The organism is Nocardia sp. CA-135398 (assembly GCF_050955845.1).
Lineage (GTDB): Bacteria > Actinomycetota > Actinomycetes > Mycobacteriales > Mycobacteriaceae > Nocardia.
The window spans coordinates 3,740,906-3,761,943 of the sequence record NZ_CP192084.1 but is presented as its reverse complement, the minus strand read 5'-3'; the positions used below and the strand labels follow the sequence as shown (position 1 = coordinate 3,761,943).

Below are 21,038 nucleotides of genomic sequence, written 5' to 3'. Positions count from 1 at the left end.
GCTGCCTCACCTGCAGATCGCCGAGTTCTCGACCTTGCCGCCGGGGTTGCTCCCCCCGAGAATCGCCGCGAGCAGCGGATCGAATCCGGGCAGCATGCTCACCTGCACATCGCAGGGGTAGGCGTCCACATAGGCGCCGTTGTCGGTAACGCGGGCCATTCCCTTCAGCAGGAACGGCAAATTGAAACCCAGCTCGGCGAACTTCTGCTTGTTGTCCATGAAGTGCTGGGCGAATCCCGGTTGCCGATCGATGAACGCATTGATCGATGGACTGGCACCGCGCACTACTTCCGCGGCGCGGCCCAGCACACCGGAGATCGAATCGACCTGCTCGAACAGCACATCACGCTGCTGCGCCAGCGCATCGAATATCCGGCGGGTCTGCTGTAGCACCGTCTTCAGGTTGCCGCTCTGCTTCGACATATCACCCAGTACCGCACCGAGATTGTCGATCACCTGTCCCAGCACCTGGTCCGGACCCGCGAATGCCTCTGCGAGCGAGGCAGTTTCGGCGATCAATGTGGTGATCGCGCCATCGTCGCCCTGCAGCGCCCGCACCACCGCCGCACTGATGTTGTCGACCTGTTGCGGATCGAGCATGCTGAACAGCGGCTCGAATCCATTGAGCAGCTTGGAAATATCGAACGACGGCTCGGTGTGCTCGACCGGGATCTGCCCGCCCGGCGGTAAGACCTTCGGATCACCGAATTCCCGCAGCGACAGTCCGATATAGCGCTGGCCGATGAGATTCTGATAGATGACCGACGCCGCCGTATTGCCGTACAGCACTTGGCCGCGCTGGACCTCGAAGGTCACCTTCGCTCGGGTTCCCTCGAGTTCGACGGCTTTTACTCGGCCGACTCGCACCCCGGCCATTCGTACGTCATCGCGCGCATGCAGCCCCGATACGTCGGTGAATATCGCGGAGTACGTGTCGGTCCGCCCGTTGACGTCACGTGACAACGTCACGTACATCGTCCAGGTCAGCACGATCGAGACCACCAGGAAAACGATCAGGCCGAGCAACGGTTTGCGGTAGCTCATCGCGGCTCTCCTGTCGGGGCATCCGGTGCCGGGGTGAGCTTCACGTCGTTGCCCCTGAGTAAGGGGCCGAACAGGATGTCGGCCGCGGTATTGGGCCCGCCGCCGAGAATCGATGCGATCTGCTGCTGCTCCTGGCTGCTACCGATCGGACCGACATTTCCCCCGATCGGGGACGAATAGCTCGCCGGTGCGGCCGCATTCGGGCCGATGATGGTGGGCCCGCCGACCGGGGCCGTGCGGCAACTCGGTCCCTCGAGATCGCCGTAGCGCGGGCAATCGGCGCGTGTGTACTGCCGATGCGGCGTCAGCTCGACGATGACCTTGGCCGTGACGTTCTGATCCGCGGTGTCCCACAGCCCGAGGAACGTCCGGGCCAACCGAGTCTGCGAAGTGGTCATCTGGACGAAATTGCGACTCCCCACGGCAATTGTGCCGACCACCGGGGACAATTTCGCGGTCATGTCGGTGATCGTCGCCGTGTTGTTCTCCAAGGCCGTGCCGACCGTTGTGGAGGTGCTCAGACCGCCCGTCAACAAGGTCGCCAGCTGGTCGCCGCGCTCTGCCACCGCACGCATCGGCCCCACCGCATTGTGCACCGCGCTCATCAGGTCGGGCGCCGAGTTCCGAAGTCCGGCAAGGGCATCCGAAAGCGCACCGAGTGTCGAAGCAGTCCCGTCGGGAGCCATCGCCGCATTGAACGCCTCCGAGATACGGGTCAGTTCGGCACCGGCCCGAATGGCCTCGGCGCCGCGGCCACTGGTGGCGCGTTCGACGATGGCCAAGACCCCAAGCGCCGGATCCGATTCCGACCGCCCCGCGGCGGCGGCGATTCGGCTCAGCGCGGTCAAGGATGTCTGCAGCCGGACCGTATCCAGGCTCTGGTCCTCGGGAATGCGCGCGCCCGCGGGGAGCGGTGCACCGCCGCCCTGGTAGACCAGCTGGACCGACGGCACCGCGAATACGTTGCTCGGCACCACACGTGCGGTCACCGTCGACGGAATCCCATGCAGATATTCAGGTTTCAGATCGATCTGCACGTAATTCGGGCCGCCGTTGCTCGACGGCGTCACGCTGTCGACCTGACCAACCAGGACGCCCTGATACTTCACATCCGATTTCGGCGGCAGGCCGTCACCCACGTTGACGAGAACCGCCGTAACCCGCACCGTCTCCCGGAATGCGCCTTGCGATCTGGCGATCATCAGGGCCGCGGCCGCCGCGACGACCAAGAGAAAGACAGTACCGCGCACAAGCAGCTGCCAGTCGGGCAAGACCTTGCCGTCGGATTCGAACGCAATCGACATCTGTTACCCACTGATCCTCGCGCCAGCGTCGAAGCCCCACAGCGTCATCGTCATCAGCAGATTCACGAAGATCATCGCGGTGATGCTGGCGCGCATCGCACGCCCGGCCGCCACGCCGACCCCTTGCGGACCGCCCGAGGCGTAGAAACCGAAATAGCACTGGATCGTCGTGGTGATGATGACGAAGACGACCGCCTTCGACAGCGAATAGATGATGTCGGTGCCACTGAGCACCAAGCGGAAATAGTGTTCGTAAGTACCCGGCGATTGACCGCCGGACAGACCAACGACGATTTCGACGGCCAGGTAACTGGTCGCGAGGCAGGCCAGGTACAGCGGAATCATCGCCACGATCGAAGCCAGCATCCTCGTCGTGACCAGATACGGGATCGGGCGAATCGCTATCGAGTCGAGGGCGTCGATCTCCTCGGCGATGCGCATGGATCCCAGCTGCGCGGTGAAGCGGCAGCCCGCCTGCGCGGCGAAGGCGATCGAGGACATGATGGGCGCCAGTTCGCGGGTCACCGCCGTCGAGGCGATCATCCCGGTAGCCGGTGCCATGCCCAGCAGTTTCAGTGCGCTGAATCCCTCGATGGCGACGATCGCCCCCGCCGCGGCACCGAGCACGAGAACGACCTGCCCGGTCCCGCCGCCCACGACGATGGAGCCATTTCCCCACGTCACATTCGACAGAATGCGCAGGAACTCCGTGCGATAGTGCCGCAGCACCACCGGAATACCGCCCAGCACACGGCAGAAGAAGGTGACCATGTACCCCAGCCGCATGACCGGAACCGCCACCGTGGTCCCGGCTACTATGACTGGCCGGACTCCTGGCGGGTAATAACGCGACGCCATCAGAGCGTCGTCCTCGGAAAAAGGACGGTGTACAACTCGGTGAATCCCGCATTCACCAGCATGAGCATGATGATCGAGGCGACGACGGCGGCGTTGACGGAATTCGCGACGCCTCCTGGCCCCCCCTTGGTGCTCAGGCCCTTTTCACAGGCGACAACGGTGACGATGACGGCGAACACCACGGCCTTCACCATCGCCAGATAGAGGTCCCCGATCCTGGCGAAAGAGGAGAACGTAGCCAGATAGCTTCCCGAGGTGCCGCCCTGGACGTAGACGTTGAATAGGTATCCGGCCAGAAATCCGACGAAGGAGCTCAGAACCGTCAGGCCGAGCGCGACCACGATGCCCGCGGCCAAGCGGGGCACCACCAGCATCCGCAGCGGCGAGACGCCCATAACCTCCATCGCGTCGATCTCTTCGCGGATCGTTCGCGCTCCGAGGTCCGCGCAGATGGCGGATCCGACGGCAGCGGCCAACAGAATGGCCGTAACCATTGGCGCCGCCTGTCGGATCACCGCCAGGCCCCCCGCGGCACCGGCCAGCGAGGTCGCCCCGACCTGACCGGCCAGCAGGCCGAACAGGATCGACATCGTCGCGCTGATCGGGATCGCCACGGCGATGGTCGGCACGTAGGAGGTCTTGGCCATGAACACTGCCTGCAGCACGAATTCACGGAACGGGAACTTGCCCGTGACGATGTCGAGGAACAGGTATTGGATCGCCCGCACGGCCAGGACGACCTGCCCACCGACGGTTTCCAGGGAGGCACCGGGATGACGGCGCAGATATCCGCGCGCCCATTGCTTGATCTCACCGACCGCGGACCGCTCCGCGGTATCGGTCGAAGTCACCGGCATCGTCGCCCGTGCCATCATGTGTGCCTCTATCTGTCTGTGGTGCCGGACTGTTCGGTGATCAGCCGAGTCAAGGTGAGCGAGGCGAGTTTCCAGTCGTCGCGGCGTCGTACCCAGCGTTCGTGGTAGTGCCCGTACCCGGTCAGTGCCGACCCGTTGTCCCATACGACGCGGTCCTGCATTGCCCAGATGACGCGGGCTTCGTCGCCGCCGGCATCGATCAGCGGCGTGTGAACCTGGTGGGCGGTGCGAGCGCCGGTCAGCGCGGCGCGAATCATCGCGACCGCGTCGTCTCGCCCGGTGATGACAGGGATGCCGATGTTGCTGTGGCTGACGTCCAGTTCGATGTCCGGGGTCATCAGGTCGGTGAGGGCCGCCCAGTCCTGGGTGTCGACGGCCAGGCAGTATCGCGCTTTTGCCTGCGTCAATTCATGGACAGTGATGAGAATGTCCGGTGGGACCATCGATGTTTTCCCTCGGTTTGCGTCGCGAGTCATCCTCAGATATTGTTATCGAGTATTCGATAACATCTATCAGTTATTCGATGGTTCGACCGTAAGGCAGAGCGGAAAGGGAGTCAAGATGCGTGGTGCGATATCGGCACCGACCGCGCGTGTCATCGATGTCGTGGAGTTGCTGGCACGTCGCGGCAACGAGCGGCTCCGCTACAGCGACATCGCACGCGAATTGGACCTGACACTGGCCACCACGCATGCGATCTTGAAGACCCTGTGCGATCGCGGATGGGCTACCCGCGACCCGGCAGGGAAGGCCTACGCACTCGGGCCGGGGCTCGCCGTCGTCGCGGCGGCAGTGAACACACGCCCGTTCGTCGAGGCCGCACGAGCCGCCGCGGTCTCGCTTACCGCCGAATTCGGTTATGCCGCATCGGTAACCGAGAAGGTCGGCGACTCGTTGGTGATTACCGCGTTCGAAGGCGGTGAGCGAGCGTGGCCCGGTGATCGCATTCCCTACGCGCCACCGTTCGGCGCCGTGTTCGCGGCTTGGGATACCGCCGAGGAGCGCCGCGCCTGGATCCAGCGGGCCGCGTCCACGAATACGGCGATCGCCGAACGCCTGAACGACACGCTCAGCCGGATTCGCGACCGCGGATTCGATGTCGACTACACCTCGCCCGCTATCGGGCGAGCCGCGAGCCTCATCGGCACGCTCGACACCGGCACGATCGCACTTCCATCGAATATCCAGGAAACCCTCGACCAGTTGCGCGTGGAATTCACGACACTCGGATTTCCGGACGTCAACTCCGGCCGTCCGTACCCGGTCTCCGCCATCACCGCGCCGGTACTCGACTCGCAAGGGCAAGCGGCGCTGCTGCTCTCGGTCCACCCCCTCGGCGAACTCCCGCCGGAGCAGACCGAAACGATCGGCCAACACCTGATCCGGATGACGACCGCGATCACCGACACCGCCCGGTCGCGGGCCTGACGACGCGGCACGGTCCTCACATGCCGAACATTCTCTCCTCCGCGATCGGGTCGAGGTAGACCCGAGTGAGTTTGGAGCTTTTGATGCGCCAGCGGTCACCGTCGAACTCGTAGGTTTCGTGGTAGTGCCCGAATCCGATGACTCGGATATTGCCGGGAAAGATCAGCAGATCCTGCAGCGCCCACACCCCGGTCGCGGTGCTCGGTGACTGCACCTCGATTTCGGGCATGTGCCCCTGATGGACGGTCCGGGCAGTACCGATGGTGAGCTTCAAATAGGCGATAAAGGCATCGTCGCCGGCCGTGATGATGCCGGCCGAGCCTGTCGTGTCGACTACGACATCGGGCGTTACCTGCTGTTTGAGCAGCTCCCAGTCCTTGGTATCCACCGCCCGGAAATAGCGTGCCTTGACCTGCTTGATCGCGCAGACAGCCGCTACTGCGACTGCGGGGTCCGGCGACGCCGCGGCACCAGGGTCCGCAGACACACGTGCCGCTTCCGCTCCCGCGAGACCCAAGGCGGCGGCTCCGGCGCCGATCATGAAGGTTCGCCGCGTGTACGTCACGACTGATCTTCTTGCAGGCGAGTCGATTTGATGCCCGTGATCACCCATCGGCCATCACGGATCCCGTAGGTGTCATGATCGTGACCGAACGACAGCAAGCGCTTGCCATCCGGCCGGACCAGCAGCACCTGCACCGCCCATGTTCCGGTCGCCGCACCCGCGGCGGTGATCGCGATTTCGGGCATGTGCCCGTGATGGACCGTCACCGCTGTGCCGTAATCACGTTGCAGCGCAGCCACGTAATTCGAAGCGCCCGTGACACTGGTACCACCGAGCGCAGTCGTGTCCACATCGATGTCATCGGCGAGAACGGAGCCGAATATGGACCAGTCCTTGGTATCGAGGCCGCGGAAGTAACGCGCCTTGAGCGACTCGATCGCATTGATCGCCTGCAATGTATCCGGATCCACCGCTGTTCCCACTCTTCCTCGTTATCGACGATCGCGACTGCGGCACCGTCGTGAAGAAATTCCGAGCGGCAGAGCATGCAACGATCTTATCTATTATTCGATAATTCATATCGAATAATCGTCAGAACTCTAGGCTGGCGGCGAAAACGCGTCAAGCCCGCAGACTCACACTTCCGACGTCGACATAGAGCTCGATCACGTCCCGGTACCCGAATCGACTGATCCGAACCGGCACTGTTCCACTCTTGATAACGCCTGGTTACCGCCGTTCCACAACGGCGCCATCGTTGAGACACGGGTCGGGATGGATGCGCTGACGCGGAGGTGCCAACGAATATTCGATGGACGAGTTCGACGAGGCCGCGACACAGCGCGACCTCCCCAAAAGCGGGCCCTAGGGCGGCTGTTCGGACATCCCCACATCCTGCAGGTGCTGCACGTCGACATCACCCCCACCGGCCGCCCCTATATCGTCATACCGTTCTACGCCTGTGGCTCGCTGGAGGGCGTGCTGTGGGGTCGCCATCGATCCGATGACACCCGCTCGGCGTCAGTGACCCGGCGTGCGCAACTCGGCAAGTCGACCGCATTCCGGGTGCCTGCCCGGCTACCCCTGCCCCACAATCGAATTCGCTTACCCACGGACCCGGCGGAGCTGATGCCGAGCGTGAGGTTCAGGCCGTTGGCGGCCTCTAGTCAGTTTGACGCTCTTTGCACTGCCAGCCTAAGATTCTATCAACTATTAGATAGAATTTATCGAATAGTCGATATACGGTAATGGCCTGCCGCTAAATCTCCTTCATGCTGGTGCCGCAGGTCGCTATAGCCCCGACGATCAATCAGGAAGGCGAGTGGGAACAGCGGTGGATCCGCATAGATTGCAGGCGATCAACACGATCGAGTCGCTCAAGGCGCGTTACTTCCGCAGTCTCGACACCAAGGACTGGTCCACATTCGGCTCCGTTCTCGCCGATGACATTGACGTGGACACGACGGCGGTCGGTGGGGACCGTATCCGGGGAGCGTCGAACCACGTGGTCGCGCTCCAAACCGACTACGGCACAACGGTGACCGTCCATCACGGACACATGCCCGAAATCGCGATCACCGCCGCGGGTGCGGCGACCGGAACATGGGCGGTCCAAGTGCAGCTGATCAAGCCGGATGGCAGACGCTTGCTGTCGTTCGGTCACGATCATGACACCTACGGCATTCGCGATGGCCGGTGGGTGATTACAGGCATGAAATCGACTCGCCTGCAGGCAGACCAGTCATGACATACCCGCGGCAAACCTTCATGAGCGAGACCGGCGCGACAACATTCGGTCGGGCTCACGTGGAGCTGGGACATGGGTACGTGGGTCCCGGTGACGCACCGAAGGATCGCGTAGAACTTGCCGCAGCGGTAGCGGCTGTTCACGCGATCAAACAGCTCAAGGCACGCTATTTCCGGGCGATAGATACCAAAGACTGGGAGCTGCTGAAGCAGCAGGTGACGCCCGACGTCGTGATCGACACGACAGCCTCGGCCGGGATCAAGACGACCGGCGCGGACGCCTTCATCGCTTATCTCCAGGCCACCATCGGTCCCGCCCGGACCGTCCATCAGGGGCACATGCCCGAAATCGAGGTGCGGACACCGACCACCGCGACCGGGGTGTGGGCGCTGCAGGATCTTCTGATCTGGCCGGACGATATCCGAGGCAGGGGGTCCGGGCACTATCACGAAACCTACGCACTCGCCGGTGACCGCTGGCTCATCAGCAGCTCCACACTCACTCGGCTCTGCCTCGACCCGATCGTGCAGCAGCGCCTGCTTCAGAACCGGCCACGTCGGTGGCGTATCGGCCGATTGCGCCGGCGTCGATGACTCAGCGCCAACCGCAACGAAAGACGGGCTGTGACATCAGCCATCGAGACGAGGCAAAACCCTTGCCGCACATCGCAATCGAGCAAATGGCGCGGCAATACCGAGTGGTCCAATGGACCACCGGGAATGTCGGCCGCCCCGCCCTGCGAGCTCTCATCGAACACCCGAACCTCACACTGGTTGGGGTCTATGCCCACAATCCGGACAAGGTCGGCACCGATGCGGGCCGCCTGTGTCAACTGCCGACGCCCACCGGGATCACCGCCACCGGCGACGTCGACGAAATCATCCGGCTGGCTGCCGACTGCGTGGTGTACACACCGAGCGTCTTCGATATCGACACCGTCTGCCGACTGCTGGCCACCGGGACGAATATCGTGACCACCGACGGCATATTCCATCATCCGGCCAGCATGGATCAAGCCCTGTACGCACGCGTGGAGGCCGCGTGCTGGTCTGGTGGAACCTCGATTCACAGCACCGGCCACAGTCCCGGCTTCATCACCGAAACCATGCCCATCGCCCTGGGCTCGATCCAACGACGCCTGGACCGGATGGTGATCGACGAATACACCGACCTCACCCTCTCCGAAACACCATGGACGCTGCTCGGTATGGGCTTCGGCATGAGCCAAGGGACATTCGAGCAACACCGCCTGATCCAGGCCCGCCGCGCAATCGGCCCGTCACTGCGCCTGGCCGCCGACGCTTTCGGACCGCCACTCGACGCGATCGACGTCCGCGGCGAATTCGCCACCGCGAACCAGGACGTCCAGGTCGGCGCCGCCGTGTTCCGCAAGGGAACCGTTGTCGCACAACGGATCACAGTCTCCGGCACCCGCCGCGGCCATCCGCTGCTGCAGTTCCGCTCGACGCGCTACTGCAGCACCGACATCGACTCCGACTGGTCACTGCGCCCGACCGGTTGGCATATCTCGGTCGAGGGTGATGCGCCGCTCGAGGTCGACCTGTGGCCGGGGGCAGCGTCGCTCCAGACGAATGCGGCCTCGCCAACCTACGCGGCCAACCGCGCCGTCAACACCGTCCCCTACCTGTGCACCGCACCCCCGGGCATCCGCACCGCCATAGACCTGCCATCCATTGCCGCGGCACTGTGGTGAACGCGTCTCGATAACGTAATCCGTTCCTTCCGATGCGGACCGGCGGACTGTTCACCTTCGTCGGCGATACGCTGGGCATTGTCGAAAGGTGAGCGCATGGCGCCCGGTGTTCGCGTATCTGCCGAGTGGATCGCACGCCGCTGATGACAGCCGATGATCCACTTCGGACCCGCCGCGACGCGGTCACACCCGTCACGGCTGACTTGAACGCGTCCGGTTTCGAGGACGCCGAAGAGGTGGGTCGTGGCGGTTTCGGCGAGGTCTATCGCTGCAGGCAGGTAGCGTTGGACCGCACGGTGGCGGTGAAAGTACTGACCGCCGAGCTCGACGAAGACAACCAGGCACGGTTCTTACGCGAGCAACAGGCGATGGGGCGGCTGACCGGACATCCGAATATCGTCACCGTGCTCGAGGTGGGGGTCACCGCAAGCGGGCGTCCCTATCTGGTGATGCCCTATTACCCGTTGGATTCGCTCGATGCGTGGATCCGTCGGCAGGGCCCTTTGCCGGTGCAGACCGCGTTGTGGATCGGGGTCAAGATCGCGGGTGCGCTGGAGAGCGCGCATCGGCTCGGCATCGTCCATCGCGACGTGAAACCGGGAAACATTCTGCTCACCGATTACGGCGAACCCGCATTGACCGATTTCGGTATCGCCCGCATTGCCAACGGATTCCATACGGCCACCGGCGTCGTGACCGCATCCCCGGCATTCACCGCGCCCGAGGTGCTCGGTGGCGACGACCCGACGTCGGCCGCAGATATCTACGGGCTCGGCTCCACCCTGTTCTGCGCGCTCACCGGGCATGCCGCCTTCGAACGCCGCCGCGGTGAGCAAGTAGTTGCCCAGTTCCTGAGAATCACCAGCCAGCCGGTGCCGGACCTGCGGAACAGCGGCATTCCCGACGACTTGTCCGCGGTGGTGGAATCGGCGATGCATCGGGATCCGCGGCAGCGGCCGTCAGCGGCTGAGGTAGGTGAGGCGATCCGGCAGGTACAGCTGCGCCACGGATACCCGATCGGCGAGATGGCGCTGCACGGGAAACCAACCCCAGAGCCGCTGGATTACACCTCGGCGATGCGGGAATGGGGCCCGCCGCCGACGGCTGCAGGCCGCGGCAGCATCGGCGAGCTGCCGCTGGAGCTGACCAGTTTCGTCGACCGCCGCACCGAAACGACCGAGGTGAAGAATCTACTGTCCACCTACCGCCTGGTGACGTTGGCCGGGATCGGTGGCGTCGGCAAGACCCGGCTGGCGCTGCGCGCGGCGGCGAACGCTCGACGCGATTTCGCCGATGGGATCCGAGTTGTCGAACTGGCCGACGTGCGCGACCCGTCGATGCTGATCGACGTCGTCGCGGCCGCCCTTGGCCTACGGGACGATTCGGCCCGATCGACGCAGGAAGTGCTGGTCCAGTTCCTGCAGTCCCAGGAAACGCTGCTCGTTCTGGACAACTGCGAGCAAGTGTTGGCAGCTGCGGCAGAGCTGGTCGAGACGTTGTTGATGGCTTGTCCGAATCAGCGGATTCTCGTCACCGGCCGCGAGCCGCTCGACATCGCCGGAGAGGCGGTACTTCGGGTGTTGCCGCTGACCGTTCCGGACCCCGACGGTGAACCGACGCTGCGCGGACTGCCCAAATACGATGCCGTGACATTGTTCGCCGAGCGCGCCGCAGCGGTGGTGCCGGGTTTCGAACTCTCCGACGACAATAAGGCGGCGGTGGCGGGTATCTGTTCCCGGCTGGACGGGTTGCCGCTGGCGATCGAACTCGCCGCGGCACGGATGCGCGCCATGTCGCCGCATCAGATCCTGCAGCGGCTCACCGACCGGTACGCGCTGCTCACCCGCGGTAGTCGCACCGCGCCAACCCGGCAACAGACGCTACGCGAGTGTATCGACTGGAGCTACCAGTTGTGCACCCCGGTCGAGCAGCGGTTGTGGGCGCGGCTGACGGTGTTCGCCGGGGGTTTCGAACTCGACGCCGCCGAATACGTGTGCGGTGCCGACCTGGCGCCGGAGCCTCTGCTCGACGCATTGTCCTCCCTGGTGGACAAGTCGATCGTGAACCGGGAGGAAGCCGAGGGCGTCGTGCGCTTCCGGATGCTCGAGACCATGCGCGACTACGGTCGGGAGAAGCTGCAAGAGAGCGGCGAATACCAGGATCTGCGCCGACGACACCGCGACTGGTATGAGCGGTTGGCGTTGGACGCGGAGGCGGGGTGGATCAGCGACCGACAACTCGACTGGCTCGCTCGGCTCGACCGGGAACAGCCGAACTTGCGGGATGCGCTCGAGTTCTGTGTGTCGGACGCGACCGCGGAATCGGCCGAGGCCGGGTTGCGCACCGCCGCCGCGTTGTTCGTGTTCTGGGGCTTCCGAGGGCGGTTCGGTGAAGGCCGACGCTGGCTCGACCGCCTCCTGGCCCACCCGGCCGCGCACTCGATACCCGATCGAGTCAAAGCACTGCATACGAGCACGTACATGGCAGCGGTACAGGGCAACCTGGAATACGCGGCCACCCTCGTCGAGCAGGCCCGCACACTCGCCGAACAAGACCCAGCACCCCCCACCAAGGCGCTGGCCGCATCCGCCGCGGGAGCCTTGGCGCTGTTCTGCGGTGAACTCGATCGGGCGATATCCGCACTCGAACCCACCCTCGCGGTATTCGAATCCAACACTCGAGGACATCTCTATATCTCCACGTTGTCCGACCTCGGTTGGGCCCACGCACTCCAGGGAGATACCGAACGGGCGATGCAGTATCACGAGAAGATACTTTCCATCACCGAAGCGTGCGGTGAATCGTTGTTCCGATCGACAACACTGTGGGGCATCGCCATCGCCGTATGGCAGCACAACGAACGGTCCCGCGCACAAGAGCTACTGCTGAAGTCGCTACGGGTCAACCGGCGCGTGCGCAGCCCCGTCGTCGCGGCACTGGCCATCGAGGGACTGGCCTGGACCGGCGCCGAAGACAATGGTGAACGCGCGGCCATTCTGATGGGGGCCGCCGAACATCTCTTGCGCTCCGCCCCGGGAGTGACAACATTTTTCACGGGGGCGCTATCCGGCTATCACGACGAATGCGAGCGCACGGTGCGTCGGGCACTCGGTGACCGCAGATTCGACGCCGCCTTCCGGCGCGGACAGGCCGTGGGGATGAACGCCGCAGTGGCCTACGCCCTCGAAGAAGCACCAGCCACTAGACGACGCGACCCCGGACTGACATTGACCAAGCGTGAACGCGAGGTCGCCCACCTCGTCGCCCAAGGACTGACCAACAAACAGATCGCCGCGAAACTGGTGCTCTCCCAACGCACCGCACAGCACCACGTCGAACACATCCTGAGCAAACTCGGATTCACCTCCCGTGCACAGATCGCCGCCTGGATCATCGACGAAACCCAGCAAGAAGACTCTCAACCGAACCCTGAGTAAGGTACGTCCGCCGCAATGGCGTGTGTCGCCACAGGTCGGCAAGCATCCGCCGATACGGCATCTCGGTAGCTGGAAATTTCCGGTTACAGCAGACCCAGTACTGTTTAAACGGAGTCGCATGCTATATATTCGAGGCTGGCGCATTTATAGCCTCCCGGCAATCACCCAATGGCATTGGGACAATCAACAGCACGCGGTACTGCCGCCGGTTTACCCGCGCCACTGTGGCGCCTCCCATCGCTTTGTCAAATCCGCCTCCCAGTGAGTGAGATGAAAGCGCATCGATCCGCTCTCGCGGATCGGATCTCGATTTACCTCTTCCGCACGAATTTTATTTCTTCCGCCTTTCCTTTTTCGGTGCTAAAAATATCCCAACGTACGGCACCAGTTATATCCACCTCCTATTACCGAGGTAAATTATTTGGGCTCCTTCGGCTCAGGAACACAGCAATGCACGAAATGAACCACGCGTGCCGCACGCCGAGTGGAGGAAATGCTTCCGAATTCAAAAAGACATCACCAAACGGGTTCCGCACGGACCGAAGCACTCGAGCTGCTCGGCCCGGCAGATCATCCACCGCTGACCACAACTCATTCGAGACATACTCAAAGAGGAGAAGAAATATGTCTGTAGAAAACCATCGTCGAGTCCTGGCCAGACCGGGCGAGCGACGTGTACTGCGCGCCGCTGTCGCGTTGAGCACGGCGACAATGCTCGGTGCCATCGGTCTCTCGAGCGCCAACGCCGAGCCGTGGGCGCCCTCGGCTCCGTCGGTCTTCTCAGCGACCGACTCGGTCGCCGAGATCGAAGCGATCAAGCAGCTCAAGACAAGCTATTTCGCGGACATCGATGCGAAAAACTGGTCCGCGCTGCGCGAACTCCTCGCTCCGGACGTCGTGGTAGACACCACTGGCAGCGGCGGACCTATCCTTGTCGGCCGGGACAATTTCATCGCCTTCCTGAAGCTCACGATCGGTCCCGCCAAAACGCACCATCAGGGCTTCGATCCCGCGATCCAGCTGACGTCCGCGACGACCGCCGAGGGCGACTGGAGGTTGGAGGACATACTCATCTGGGGCGGCACACTCGGGGTGCACGGTTATGGCAACTACCACGATCGCTATGTAAACAGCAACGGCAAGTGGGTAATCAAATACTCCAAACTCACCCGCACCCGCCTGGATCTCATCAACCCTGACGACGGCACGGTAATCCAGGCAGACGTTCCGCTCGAGGAGATCATCGAGAAAGTAAAGGATATCATCGGGCCCTGGTAATCACGGCAAAGGCGGGAGACCAGGCACATGGTCTCCCGCCACGCTGCTTTACGGCGCTTTCCCGGAAATGTCAGAAACACCGATAGCGATAGTCCGTGTCAGTGGGGTGGGCCGGATATTTCCAGTTCTTGGACAGTGGGGTGGATTATGGGATTAAGGCTGGTGATCTGAAGGCGTAGGTAGCGGGCGGTGAGTGCGGTTTGCACTGTGCCTGTTGCGGGGTCTGTGGTGACCGGTGTCCAGGTGTGGTTGTCGGTGGATGCGGTGATTGTGTAGGACGGTGCGCGCTCTGCCCAGCGCGGGAGGATATTGCTGATGGGTTGATCGGTGCCGAGGTCGACGGTGAGGGTTCCTGCGGTGCCCTCGGGTGTCCAACCGGTGGCGAGGCTGCCGTCGACTGCCGCGGCGGCGTATCGGCCCGGTTCCTCGGAGGAGGCGGTAACCGGTGTACAGCGGGCGAGGTTTTCGCCGTGGTCCAGATCCGGTCGCCGAGTCGTGACAGTCAACGGCTGGCCGGCACTGAGCAGGTGGATGCCGGTCGGGGTTTCGACCTGCATCGGGACACCATCGGTGAGGGTGATGGTTGTGTTGTCCGGTCCGAGCTCGGCGTCGAAAGTTCTACCCTGCCAGTGCATTCCATGTATGGCCAAGCCGGATTTCAGTTCCGGCGATAGCAGGGGGTCGATGCGGATCCTATCGCCGCGCAGGCGCAGCCCGAGCAGTCCGTTGGTGAAGGACTGCAGGAATCCACCGGCCGCGGTGACGAACGTGAACGCTGGTGCGCTGATCAGGATTTCCTTGATGCCACCGGTACCGCGCGACTCCGAGAATTGCCCGAACGGTGCTCGCATGAATGACCGCACCGCACGTTCGAGATAGGTTTTGGTCGCACATCCGGGGCGCCCGATCGCCGCGGCGGCAATGGCGTGGATGGAGTCGGTCATCGCTGGGCCGTCGGGATCGGTGCGTTCAGCGTAGTAGTCGAGCATATTAGCCGAAATCTCTTGCGGCATAGGCCATTCCAGTGGATAGATCAGCAGCGCGGCGTCGGCCTGTTTGATCGGGGTGCCCGGATAGCCGTCGTACTGCAGGAAGGTCTGCCGCGCGGGGTCGAATGGTATGCGGAGCCGGTCGGCGATCGTGGTCCATTCGGGTGGGGCGGGTTCGCCGAGGAGATCGGCGGCGTGTGCGGCATTGCGCAGGGCAAGCGCGGCGACAGCGTTGGTATAGGCCCCATCCCGTACGCCATTGCTGTATTCGTCGGGACCAGCAACATTGTTGATGGAGTAGCTGCCGTCCGGATTCGGCGTGACACGCGAGACCCAGAATTCGGCCACGTTCGCCATGACCGGCCAGATGCGGGTGCGTAGATAGTCCTCGTCGCCGGTGGCGAGATAGTACTGCCAGGCGGCCAGGGAGATATCACCCTGCAGATGGATCTGGTTCAGGCAGTGCGGCGGCAGCCAGCTGTGACATTCGGCCAGATCGCCGCGGCTGGCGCTGGTCCACGGATAGAACGCGCCACGGAAACCGAGCAGCCGCGCATTGGCTTGCACCCCGGGCAGTGTCTTGTGCCGGTACTCCACAACCGATTTCGCCAGCTCGGGCGCGAACTGCAGCAGCGTCGGGAACATCCAGGTATCGGCATCCCAGAACACCGCGCCCGCATAGTTGCTGCTGAGCCCCACCGGTGAAATGCTGTTGTCCTGTTCGGAATTCGTGCTCGAATACAGTGAATACAGCGAGCCACGCACCCAAGCCTGGACCTCCGGATTATCTGGTATGACAATGTCGCCGCGCCACAGCGCACGCCACTCCGCAGCCGTGTCGGCGAGCAGCCGCGACCACCCCTTGTCCGCGGCCCGCCGCGCGGCGTCGAACGCCGCAGTCGCGGGATCCGAGGCGGTGAGCGTTGTGTCTACACCGACGAACTTCGTCACCTCGTAGGTTTGCTCCGCCCGCACATCCCACCGCGCATCCCGGCCGATACTCAATTCGAGTGCCGGCGACACCCACTGTGCCGTCGATGCTTTCGTGCGTAACACCGAAGCGACCTCGCCGGTGACCGCGGTGCCATCAGTTCGGAAACCGACACCGATACCGTCCTCGCCGCGCGCACCACCGTCGATCTGCGTCATTCGCCGCGCCCCGGCACCGTCGAGTACATTGCCGACGGTGACCTGACCGGACCAGTGCGGAACCATTGTCAGACGCACCGCCCCGACATGCTGATCCACGCGATCGGTGAGCACCTCGAACACCAGATCGGTGGCCCTGCCGTCCCGTGTCGTCCAAGTGAGGGAGGTGCGTACCAGCCCACACCGCTGGTGCACCCTCTGCGCGAAATTCGTGATCTGCGCCGACGATGTTGCGCCGGAGTACTTCTCGGCGCCGACACCTACAGTGAGGCCAGACCAGTTCGGAAGTGCCGCCGCCACTTCGCGGTCTGCGGCGACACCCGGTGTATGGCCGTACAGTCCGGCCACGAACGCGCCGTCATAGCGGGGCATGTACAGCGGCCAGCCACTCAGCTCGTTCGTCACCGCGTATCCCGTACCACGCGGAGGCACTCGCAACCCGAGATAGCCATTGCCCACGAAAGGATGCCGATCGTAGGCGGCGTCGACCTCGCCGCTCGACGGCGCCCACTCCGGCGCAGCCGCGACCTTGTCACCCGGGCAAATATCCCCCACTGACGTCTCGGACATCTGGTGTATCGCGACCGCAGGAACCCCAACCACCAGCTCTGAGACCACAAGCGTCGCGACAGCGATCCAAGCCCTGGCCCACACGCCGACCCGGCCGAAGCACCTGCCTACCAATGACAACTACTTACCTCTCCATGTGGCGGCTACCGCGAGTACGCCAGCGCCACCGAAAGTGAAGGCGGGATTTATCGACTATTAGATAAATATTGACTAATAATCGATAGAATACTATTTGCGCAGTGGTTGACGGTCAAGACCGCGTTCCTGTTGCGGCTGAGAGGAATTCGTGCCCCGAGACGCACGCCGTGGCGGGTCGGCGCCCCCGGCCGCTGAGGCTTCGCCACGATCCTCGGCTCCACCAGCAGCGCCCTCCGGTCAGGGTTCTGGTGGTAGTGCGTGTGGCCCTGGAGCTGACCAAGCCGCATGAGAATCTGTCCCGGCCCGCACCGCCGACTTTGACCATCGCCACGCCAGCAGGCTGGCACCTCTACTACCGCGCCCCGCACGAGCCGCTGTTGCGATGCACGGTCGCACGCATCGGGCAGGGCATCGATTCCCGCAGGCACGGCGGCTACATCGTCGCTCCCAGATCTCTTACACCGCACGGGGATTACGCCGTGGCCGTGAACCGGGCGGTCGCCGATCTTCCCGACATGCTGCTCCAACGGATCATCGCGCCTCCGCCAACTCCGCCACCCATCGCGGCAAAGTACGCCGAGGGTCGAGTGGCCCGGGGAATCTCACGCCCCGGCTCTCCACATTTCGGTTCGATACACGTCCTAGTCGGAGCAGCGGCGTGCGATCTCGTTGAGTGCGAGGCCGAGTGTTTGTCGTCGATGAGTGCGGTCGCGTCGGCGTGTGGCTGGTGCCGACGCACGTACGATTTGGGGAGTACGCGGGAGGTATTGCCGAGTTAGTCGGCGACCTTGGTTACGTCGAGTCCTGCCGAGATACCCTCGGCGCTAAGACATTTGCGCAAGCTGTGTGATGTGACCCCGTCGGGGAGTCCGAGAGCGGCGGCCAGTCCCCGCCTGCAGTGGCCCATACTTCGAGGTTGCGTGGCCCGCCTTCGTCCAGGAATCAAGCACCCAATCGGTATGTCACCCAAGGACTTCCGTCACGGCACGCGAGACCCGTTGCCTACAATACCGAGATCATTTCAGTGCGAGGGCTGAATCCTATCCTGCTTCGCGATGTCGCTGCGGCACCGTCAAATCGCCTTCCGGTGAGCGGGACGACAACGCGCGAACCCTTTCCGCGGATCGGGTTTCGCTCGGCCTTTCCCGCTTTCCGGACCACCGTCTTCGCTCGGGATTTCCAGCAGTACGTTGCCGCGGCACGCTCGCAACGTCCCTGGCGATGGCGCTCTAGCCGACGCCTTTGACGAGACCGTCGTCGCAAGCAATCGGGGTCGTGCGCGTGCTACTAGAATGAGGAGAAGAAATATGTCCGTAGAAAATCGCGGTCGGTTCCGGGCCGGAGCAGGTGGGTGGAAGCGGTCCGGCATACTGTGCGCCGCTGTGGCGTTCAGCGCGGCGACGATGCTCGGTACCATCGGTATCCCGACCGCCAACGCAGAGTCATCGGGCCCGCTTCCCTCGTGTTATTCGCAACCTGCCGTCTCGGCGCCCGGCATCGAGGCGGTCGAGCAGCTCAAGCAAGACTATTTCCATGACATCGATACCAAGAACTGGTCCGACCTGAGCACACACCTCGCGCCTGACGTCATAGTGGACACCACCGGCAGCGGCGGCCCCATATTTCCCGACAGGGATTCGTTCATCGCCTTCCTGAAACTCACGCTCGGTAGCGCTAATACACACCACCAGGGCTACGACCCGCAAATCAAGATGACGTCCGCGACGACCGCCGCGGGTGAGTGGACGTTGCAGGACGTACTTGTCTGGGGCAATACGTTCGGGGTGCACGGTTACGGCCACTACTGGGATTGCTATACAAACACCGACGGCCACTGGGTGGAACAGTACTCCAAGCTCACCCGTACCCGCATAGATCTGATCAATCCCGACGGCACGGTGATCGAGGCCGACGCTCCGCTCGATGAGGTCGTTCAGAAATTCCACGAAGCTACCGGACTCTAATGAGGTGATCTCACCGACTTTCAGTCGGTTCGGCGGTATTCGAAATGAGGAGGAGTGCGACTTTGACGAGGGTGCCGGTCTTTTCGGGGCTCCACATGAAATGACGCAGGCGCGCCAGCGGCCGACCAGGACGGGCGAAGCCCAGTTCGCCGAGGCAGCGCAGTCCGCCGAGCAGGGCGTTGTAGGGTCGGGCACCGAGCCGGGCTCGACGTCACCGACCACAGCGGCAATCCCGTTGGCGCCGAGAGGTCTCGGCGGTTCTGCTGGCGGGCCTGCTGCCCCACGCCTCCTCTCGCCGCGGCGAATTCGGCCACCGATGGGCACTGCTGCGAGGATTGACCCCGATCCCTGACCGGGCGATTTTCCAACGGCAACACCGGCCGAATCGACGCCGGGCTGCCCACCCCAGCAGCTACCCACCACGTGCTGTCATCGCCGTGCCCGAAGGTCCTCGGCGGCCGCGGTCATGATGCGGTTGTCGCCGGAATTCGGACACACCCTGCGCAACAGCAAGGCCATGCACCTTTACGAGGCAGGTATCCCGCTGCCCTACATCCGCGACATCCTCGGACACGTCGACCTGACCACCACCGAGATCTACGCACGCGCCTCCACCGAGGCCAAACGCAAAGCCCTCGAAGCCGCCTACACCGAAATCGTCACCGACGAGCTACCCGAATGGAACCACGACACCGGACTGCCAACTGGCTCGCCAGCCTCTGATCCGAGCACGCACCACGAACGTTATGCGCGGTGATCAACTCCAAAATCGCTGTCCACCAGGCCAACCGGCCAGCGCTGCACATAACCCGGCGCTGTTCATAAGGCGGCGTGGTATCGCCGAGCCTGTGCAACCTACCTACACCGGTTGGACGACTACGTCGAGAACACGCTCATCCCCGAATACACGAGAGGGACACGAAGAACCCGGAACGCCGAATACGGGCGCATCATCGGTTGGCACGGGCACGCAAACGCGGTGACCGCAACCATCCGGTCCACCGCAGCGCACGCAACGAACCTCCCGCTAACCCGCAGCGGCGTGATACTGCTCGCGATGCTCGATCCAAGGCCGTTGCCGCTCTTCCTCACCCATCGCCAACAACTCACGCAACTTCACCCACGCCACCTCATCAACCGGGGTATAGATCTGCATCCACGCATGCGGCAGCGCAGGCAAACTCATGCTCGTCAAGAACATCTCCAACTCCCCCACCGCCAAATTACGGATCTGCTTCGTCCGACTCGCCGGAACAGCAACATCATTACGAGCCCACAACGACGCGAAAGCCTCACTCTCCGCGCACAACTCAGAGATGAATCCCTCCCACCCCGGATCACCGAGATTCTTCGCATACGAGCCACGCAGATAACCGACCATGCGCCGCAAATCATCCCAATTATGGTGATAGGTATTGCAGCACTCCGGAGTCAAGAACACCCGACGAGCCACATTCCGTTCTCCGTTTACGAAACCCGGGCACAACGCCTCATAGGACTTGTTGTGCGCCAACACGTCATAACGCGGACTCAACACCACCCCCGGCAACGGCTCCAAATGATCCAGAATCACCTGAAGCTCCTCCGGCAGCGCCGTTCCCGCATGCGCGGTCGGCACCGTCGGCACATCCGCCAACCGATACAAATGCGCCTTCTCCGCAGCATCCATCGACAACGTCCGCGCAACCGAATTCAACACCTGCACACTGACATTGATATTTCGCCCCTGTTCCAGCCAGGTGTACCAGGTGATCCCGATTCCGGCGAGTTGTGCGACCTCCTCGCGGCGCAGGCCAGGGGTTCGGCGGCGGGGGCCGGGTGGCAGGCCGACGTCTTCGGGGGTGATCCGCGCGCGGCGCGACTTCAGGAACGCGCCCAATTCGGCGCGGCGCGCCTTGCGTATCGCGCGAACGTCGACGAGATCAGGCCCGCCCGTCGCCCGACCGCCACTCATCGAATCGCTACGCGCTGCTGTCATACAGCGATCATCCTGGATACCGCTAGTGGTATCCAGGTGCTGCCAGTAATAGCTTCGGCG

The 21,038-nt window shown here is 63.3% G+C and carries 18 protein-coding genes; 9 read left to right on the top strand and 9 right to left on the bottom strand.

Going from position 1 to position 21,038, the window contains the following annotated elements; all coding sequences use genetic code 11:
• Positions 1–6 precede the first annotated feature (6 nt).
• The 5 genes from ACQP1T_RS16575 to ACQP1T_RS16555 are packed head-to-tail and all read right to left on the bottom strand — an operon-like array spanning position 7 to position 4,524.
• Positions 7–1,044 (bottom strand): MCE family protein, encoded by a 1,038-nt coding sequence (locus ACQP1T_RS16575; RefSeq protein ID WP_433761276.1) that lies wholly within the window; start codon positions 1,042–1,044, stop codon positions 7–9.
• A complete protein-coding gene (locus ACQP1T_RS16570; protein ID WP_433761274.1) occupies positions 1,041–2,348 on the bottom strand; it encodes an MlaD family protein in 1,308 nt (435 codons plus the stop codon). The genes ACQP1T_RS16575 and ACQP1T_RS16570 overlap by 4 nt, the downstream gene beginning before the upstream one ends.
• Before the next feature lie 3 nt (positions 2,349–2,351).
• On the bottom strand, positions 2,352–3,206 hold the full coding sequence (locus ACQP1T_RS16565; protein WP_433761272.1) for an ABC transporter permease: 855 nt from the start codon (positions 3,204–3,206) through the stop codon (positions 2,352–2,354).
• A complete protein-coding gene (locus ACQP1T_RS16560; protein WP_433761271.1) occupies positions 3,206–4,063 on the bottom strand; it encodes an MlaE family ABC transporter permease in 858 nt (285 codons plus the stop codon). Before ACQP1T_RS16560 ends, ACQP1T_RS16565 begins: the two co-directional genes overlap by 1 nt.
• Before the next feature lie 26 nt (positions 4,064–4,089).
• A complete protein-coding gene (locus ACQP1T_RS16555) occupies positions 4,090–4,524 on the bottom strand; it encodes a nuclear transport factor 2 family protein (protein WP_433761269.1) in 435 nt (144 codons plus the stop codon).
• A gap of 118 nt (positions 4,525–4,642) precedes the next feature.
• Here ACQP1T_RS16555 and ACQP1T_RS16550 point away from each other — a divergent pair, with 118 nt between their 5' ends.
• Complete coding sequence (locus ACQP1T_RS16550) at positions 4,643–5,509, top strand: IclR family transcriptional regulator (protein ID WP_433761267.1); 867 nt, start codon at positions 4,643–4,645, stop codon at positions 5,507–5,509.
• 16 nt (positions 5,510–5,525) lie between these two features.
• Here ACQP1T_RS16550 and ACQP1T_RS16545 read toward each other — a convergent pair whose 3' ends face one another.
• Together ACQP1T_RS16545 and ACQP1T_RS16540 are read right to left on the bottom strand one after the other, a co-directional pair.
• Positions 5,526–6,074, bottom strand: a complete 549-nt coding sequence (locus tag ACQP1T_RS16545) for a nuclear transport factor 2 family protein (protein ID WP_433761266.1) — start codon at positions 6,072–6,074, stop codon at positions 5,526–5,528.
• Positions 6,071–6,496, bottom strand: a complete 426-nt coding sequence (locus ACQP1T_RS16540; protein ID WP_433761264.1) for a nuclear transport factor 2 family protein — start codon at positions 6,494–6,496, stop codon at positions 6,071–6,073. Before ACQP1T_RS16540 ends, ACQP1T_RS16545 begins: the two co-directional genes overlap by 4 nt.
• A gap of 866 nt (positions 6,497–7,362) precedes the next feature.
• Here ACQP1T_RS16540 and ACQP1T_RS16535 point away from each other — a divergent pair.
• The 5 genes from ACQP1T_RS16535 (at position 7,363) to ACQP1T_RS16515 (ending at position 14,190) form a co-directional block, all read left to right on the top strand.
• On the top strand, positions 7,363–7,761 hold the full coding sequence (locus ACQP1T_RS16535; RefSeq protein WP_433761263.1) for a nuclear transport factor 2 family protein: 399 nt from the start codon (positions 7,363–7,365) through the stop codon (positions 7,759–7,761).
• On the top strand, positions 7,758–8,354 hold the full coding sequence (locus ACQP1T_RS16530) for a nuclear transport factor 2 family protein (RefSeq protein WP_433761261.1): 597 nt from the start codon (positions 7,758–7,760) through the stop codon (positions 8,352–8,354). The genes ACQP1T_RS16535 and ACQP1T_RS16530 overlap by 4 nt, the downstream gene beginning before the upstream one ends.
• Positions 8,355–8,440: 86 nt before the next feature.
• Positions 8,441–9,475, top strand: a complete 1,035-nt coding sequence (locus tag ACQP1T_RS16525; RefSeq protein ID WP_433761259.1) for an NAD(P)H-dependent amine dehydrogenase family protein — start codon at positions 8,441–8,443, stop codon at positions 9,473–9,475.
• Positions 9,476–9,618: 143 nt separating this feature from the next.
• A complete protein-coding gene (locus tag ACQP1T_RS16520; protein WP_433761258.1) occupies positions 9,619–12,912 on the top strand; it encodes a protein kinase domain-containing protein in 3,294 nt (1,097 codons plus the stop codon).
• Positions 12,913–13,608: 696 nt separating this feature from the next.
• Positions 13,609–14,190: a nuclear transport factor 2 family protein gene (locus ACQP1T_RS16515; RefSeq protein ID WP_433761256.1), complete on the top strand. Its 582-nt coding sequence runs from the start codon at positions 13,609–13,611 to the stop codon at positions 14,188–14,190.
• Positions 14,191–14,288: 98 nt separating this feature from the next.
• On the opposite strand, the gene ACQP1T_RS16510 is transcribed toward ACQP1T_RS16515, so the two are convergent.
• Entirely contained in the window at positions 14,289–16,898 is a 2,610-nt protein-coding gene (locus ACQP1T_RS16510; protein ID WP_433761254.1) for a discoidin domain-containing protein, read from the bottom strand.
• Positions 16,899–17,137: 239 nt separating this feature from the next.
• Between ACQP1T_RS16510 and ACQP1T_RS16505 the strand changes: the two genes are divergently transcribed.
• The 3 genes from ACQP1T_RS16505 (at position 17,138) to ACQP1T_RS16495 (ending at position 19,757) form a co-directional block, all read left to right on the top strand.
• A complete protein-coding gene (locus ACQP1T_RS16505; protein WP_433761252.1) occupies positions 17,138–17,815 on the top strand; it encodes a bifunctional DNA primase/polymerase in 678 nt (225 codons plus the stop codon).
• Positions 17,816–18,418: 603 nt separating this feature from the next.
• Positions 18,419–19,000, top strand: a complete 582-nt coding sequence (locus tag ACQP1T_RS16500; protein ID WP_433761250.1) for a nuclear transport factor 2 family protein — start codon at positions 18,419–18,421, stop codon at positions 18,998–19,000.
• A 466-nt stretch (positions 19,001–19,466) separates the two neighbouring features.
• Positions 19,467–19,757, top strand: a complete 291-nt coding sequence (locus ACQP1T_RS16495) for a tyrosine-type recombinase/integrase (RefSeq protein WP_433761249.1) — start codon at positions 19,467–19,469, stop codon at positions 19,755–19,757.
• Positions 19,758–20,027: 270 nt separating this feature from the next.
• Here the strand turns inward: ACQP1T_RS16495 and ACQP1T_RS16490 are convergent, their stop codons facing one another.
• Positions 20,028–20,978 carry a helix-turn-helix transcriptional regulator gene (locus tag ACQP1T_RS16490; protein ID WP_433761247.1) on the bottom strand — a complete coding sequence of 317 codons (951 nt, stop codon included), beginning with the start codon at positions 20,976–20,978 and terminating at the stop codon, positions 20,028–20,030.
• Between the last annotated feature and the right edge of the window lie 60 nt (positions 20,979–21,038).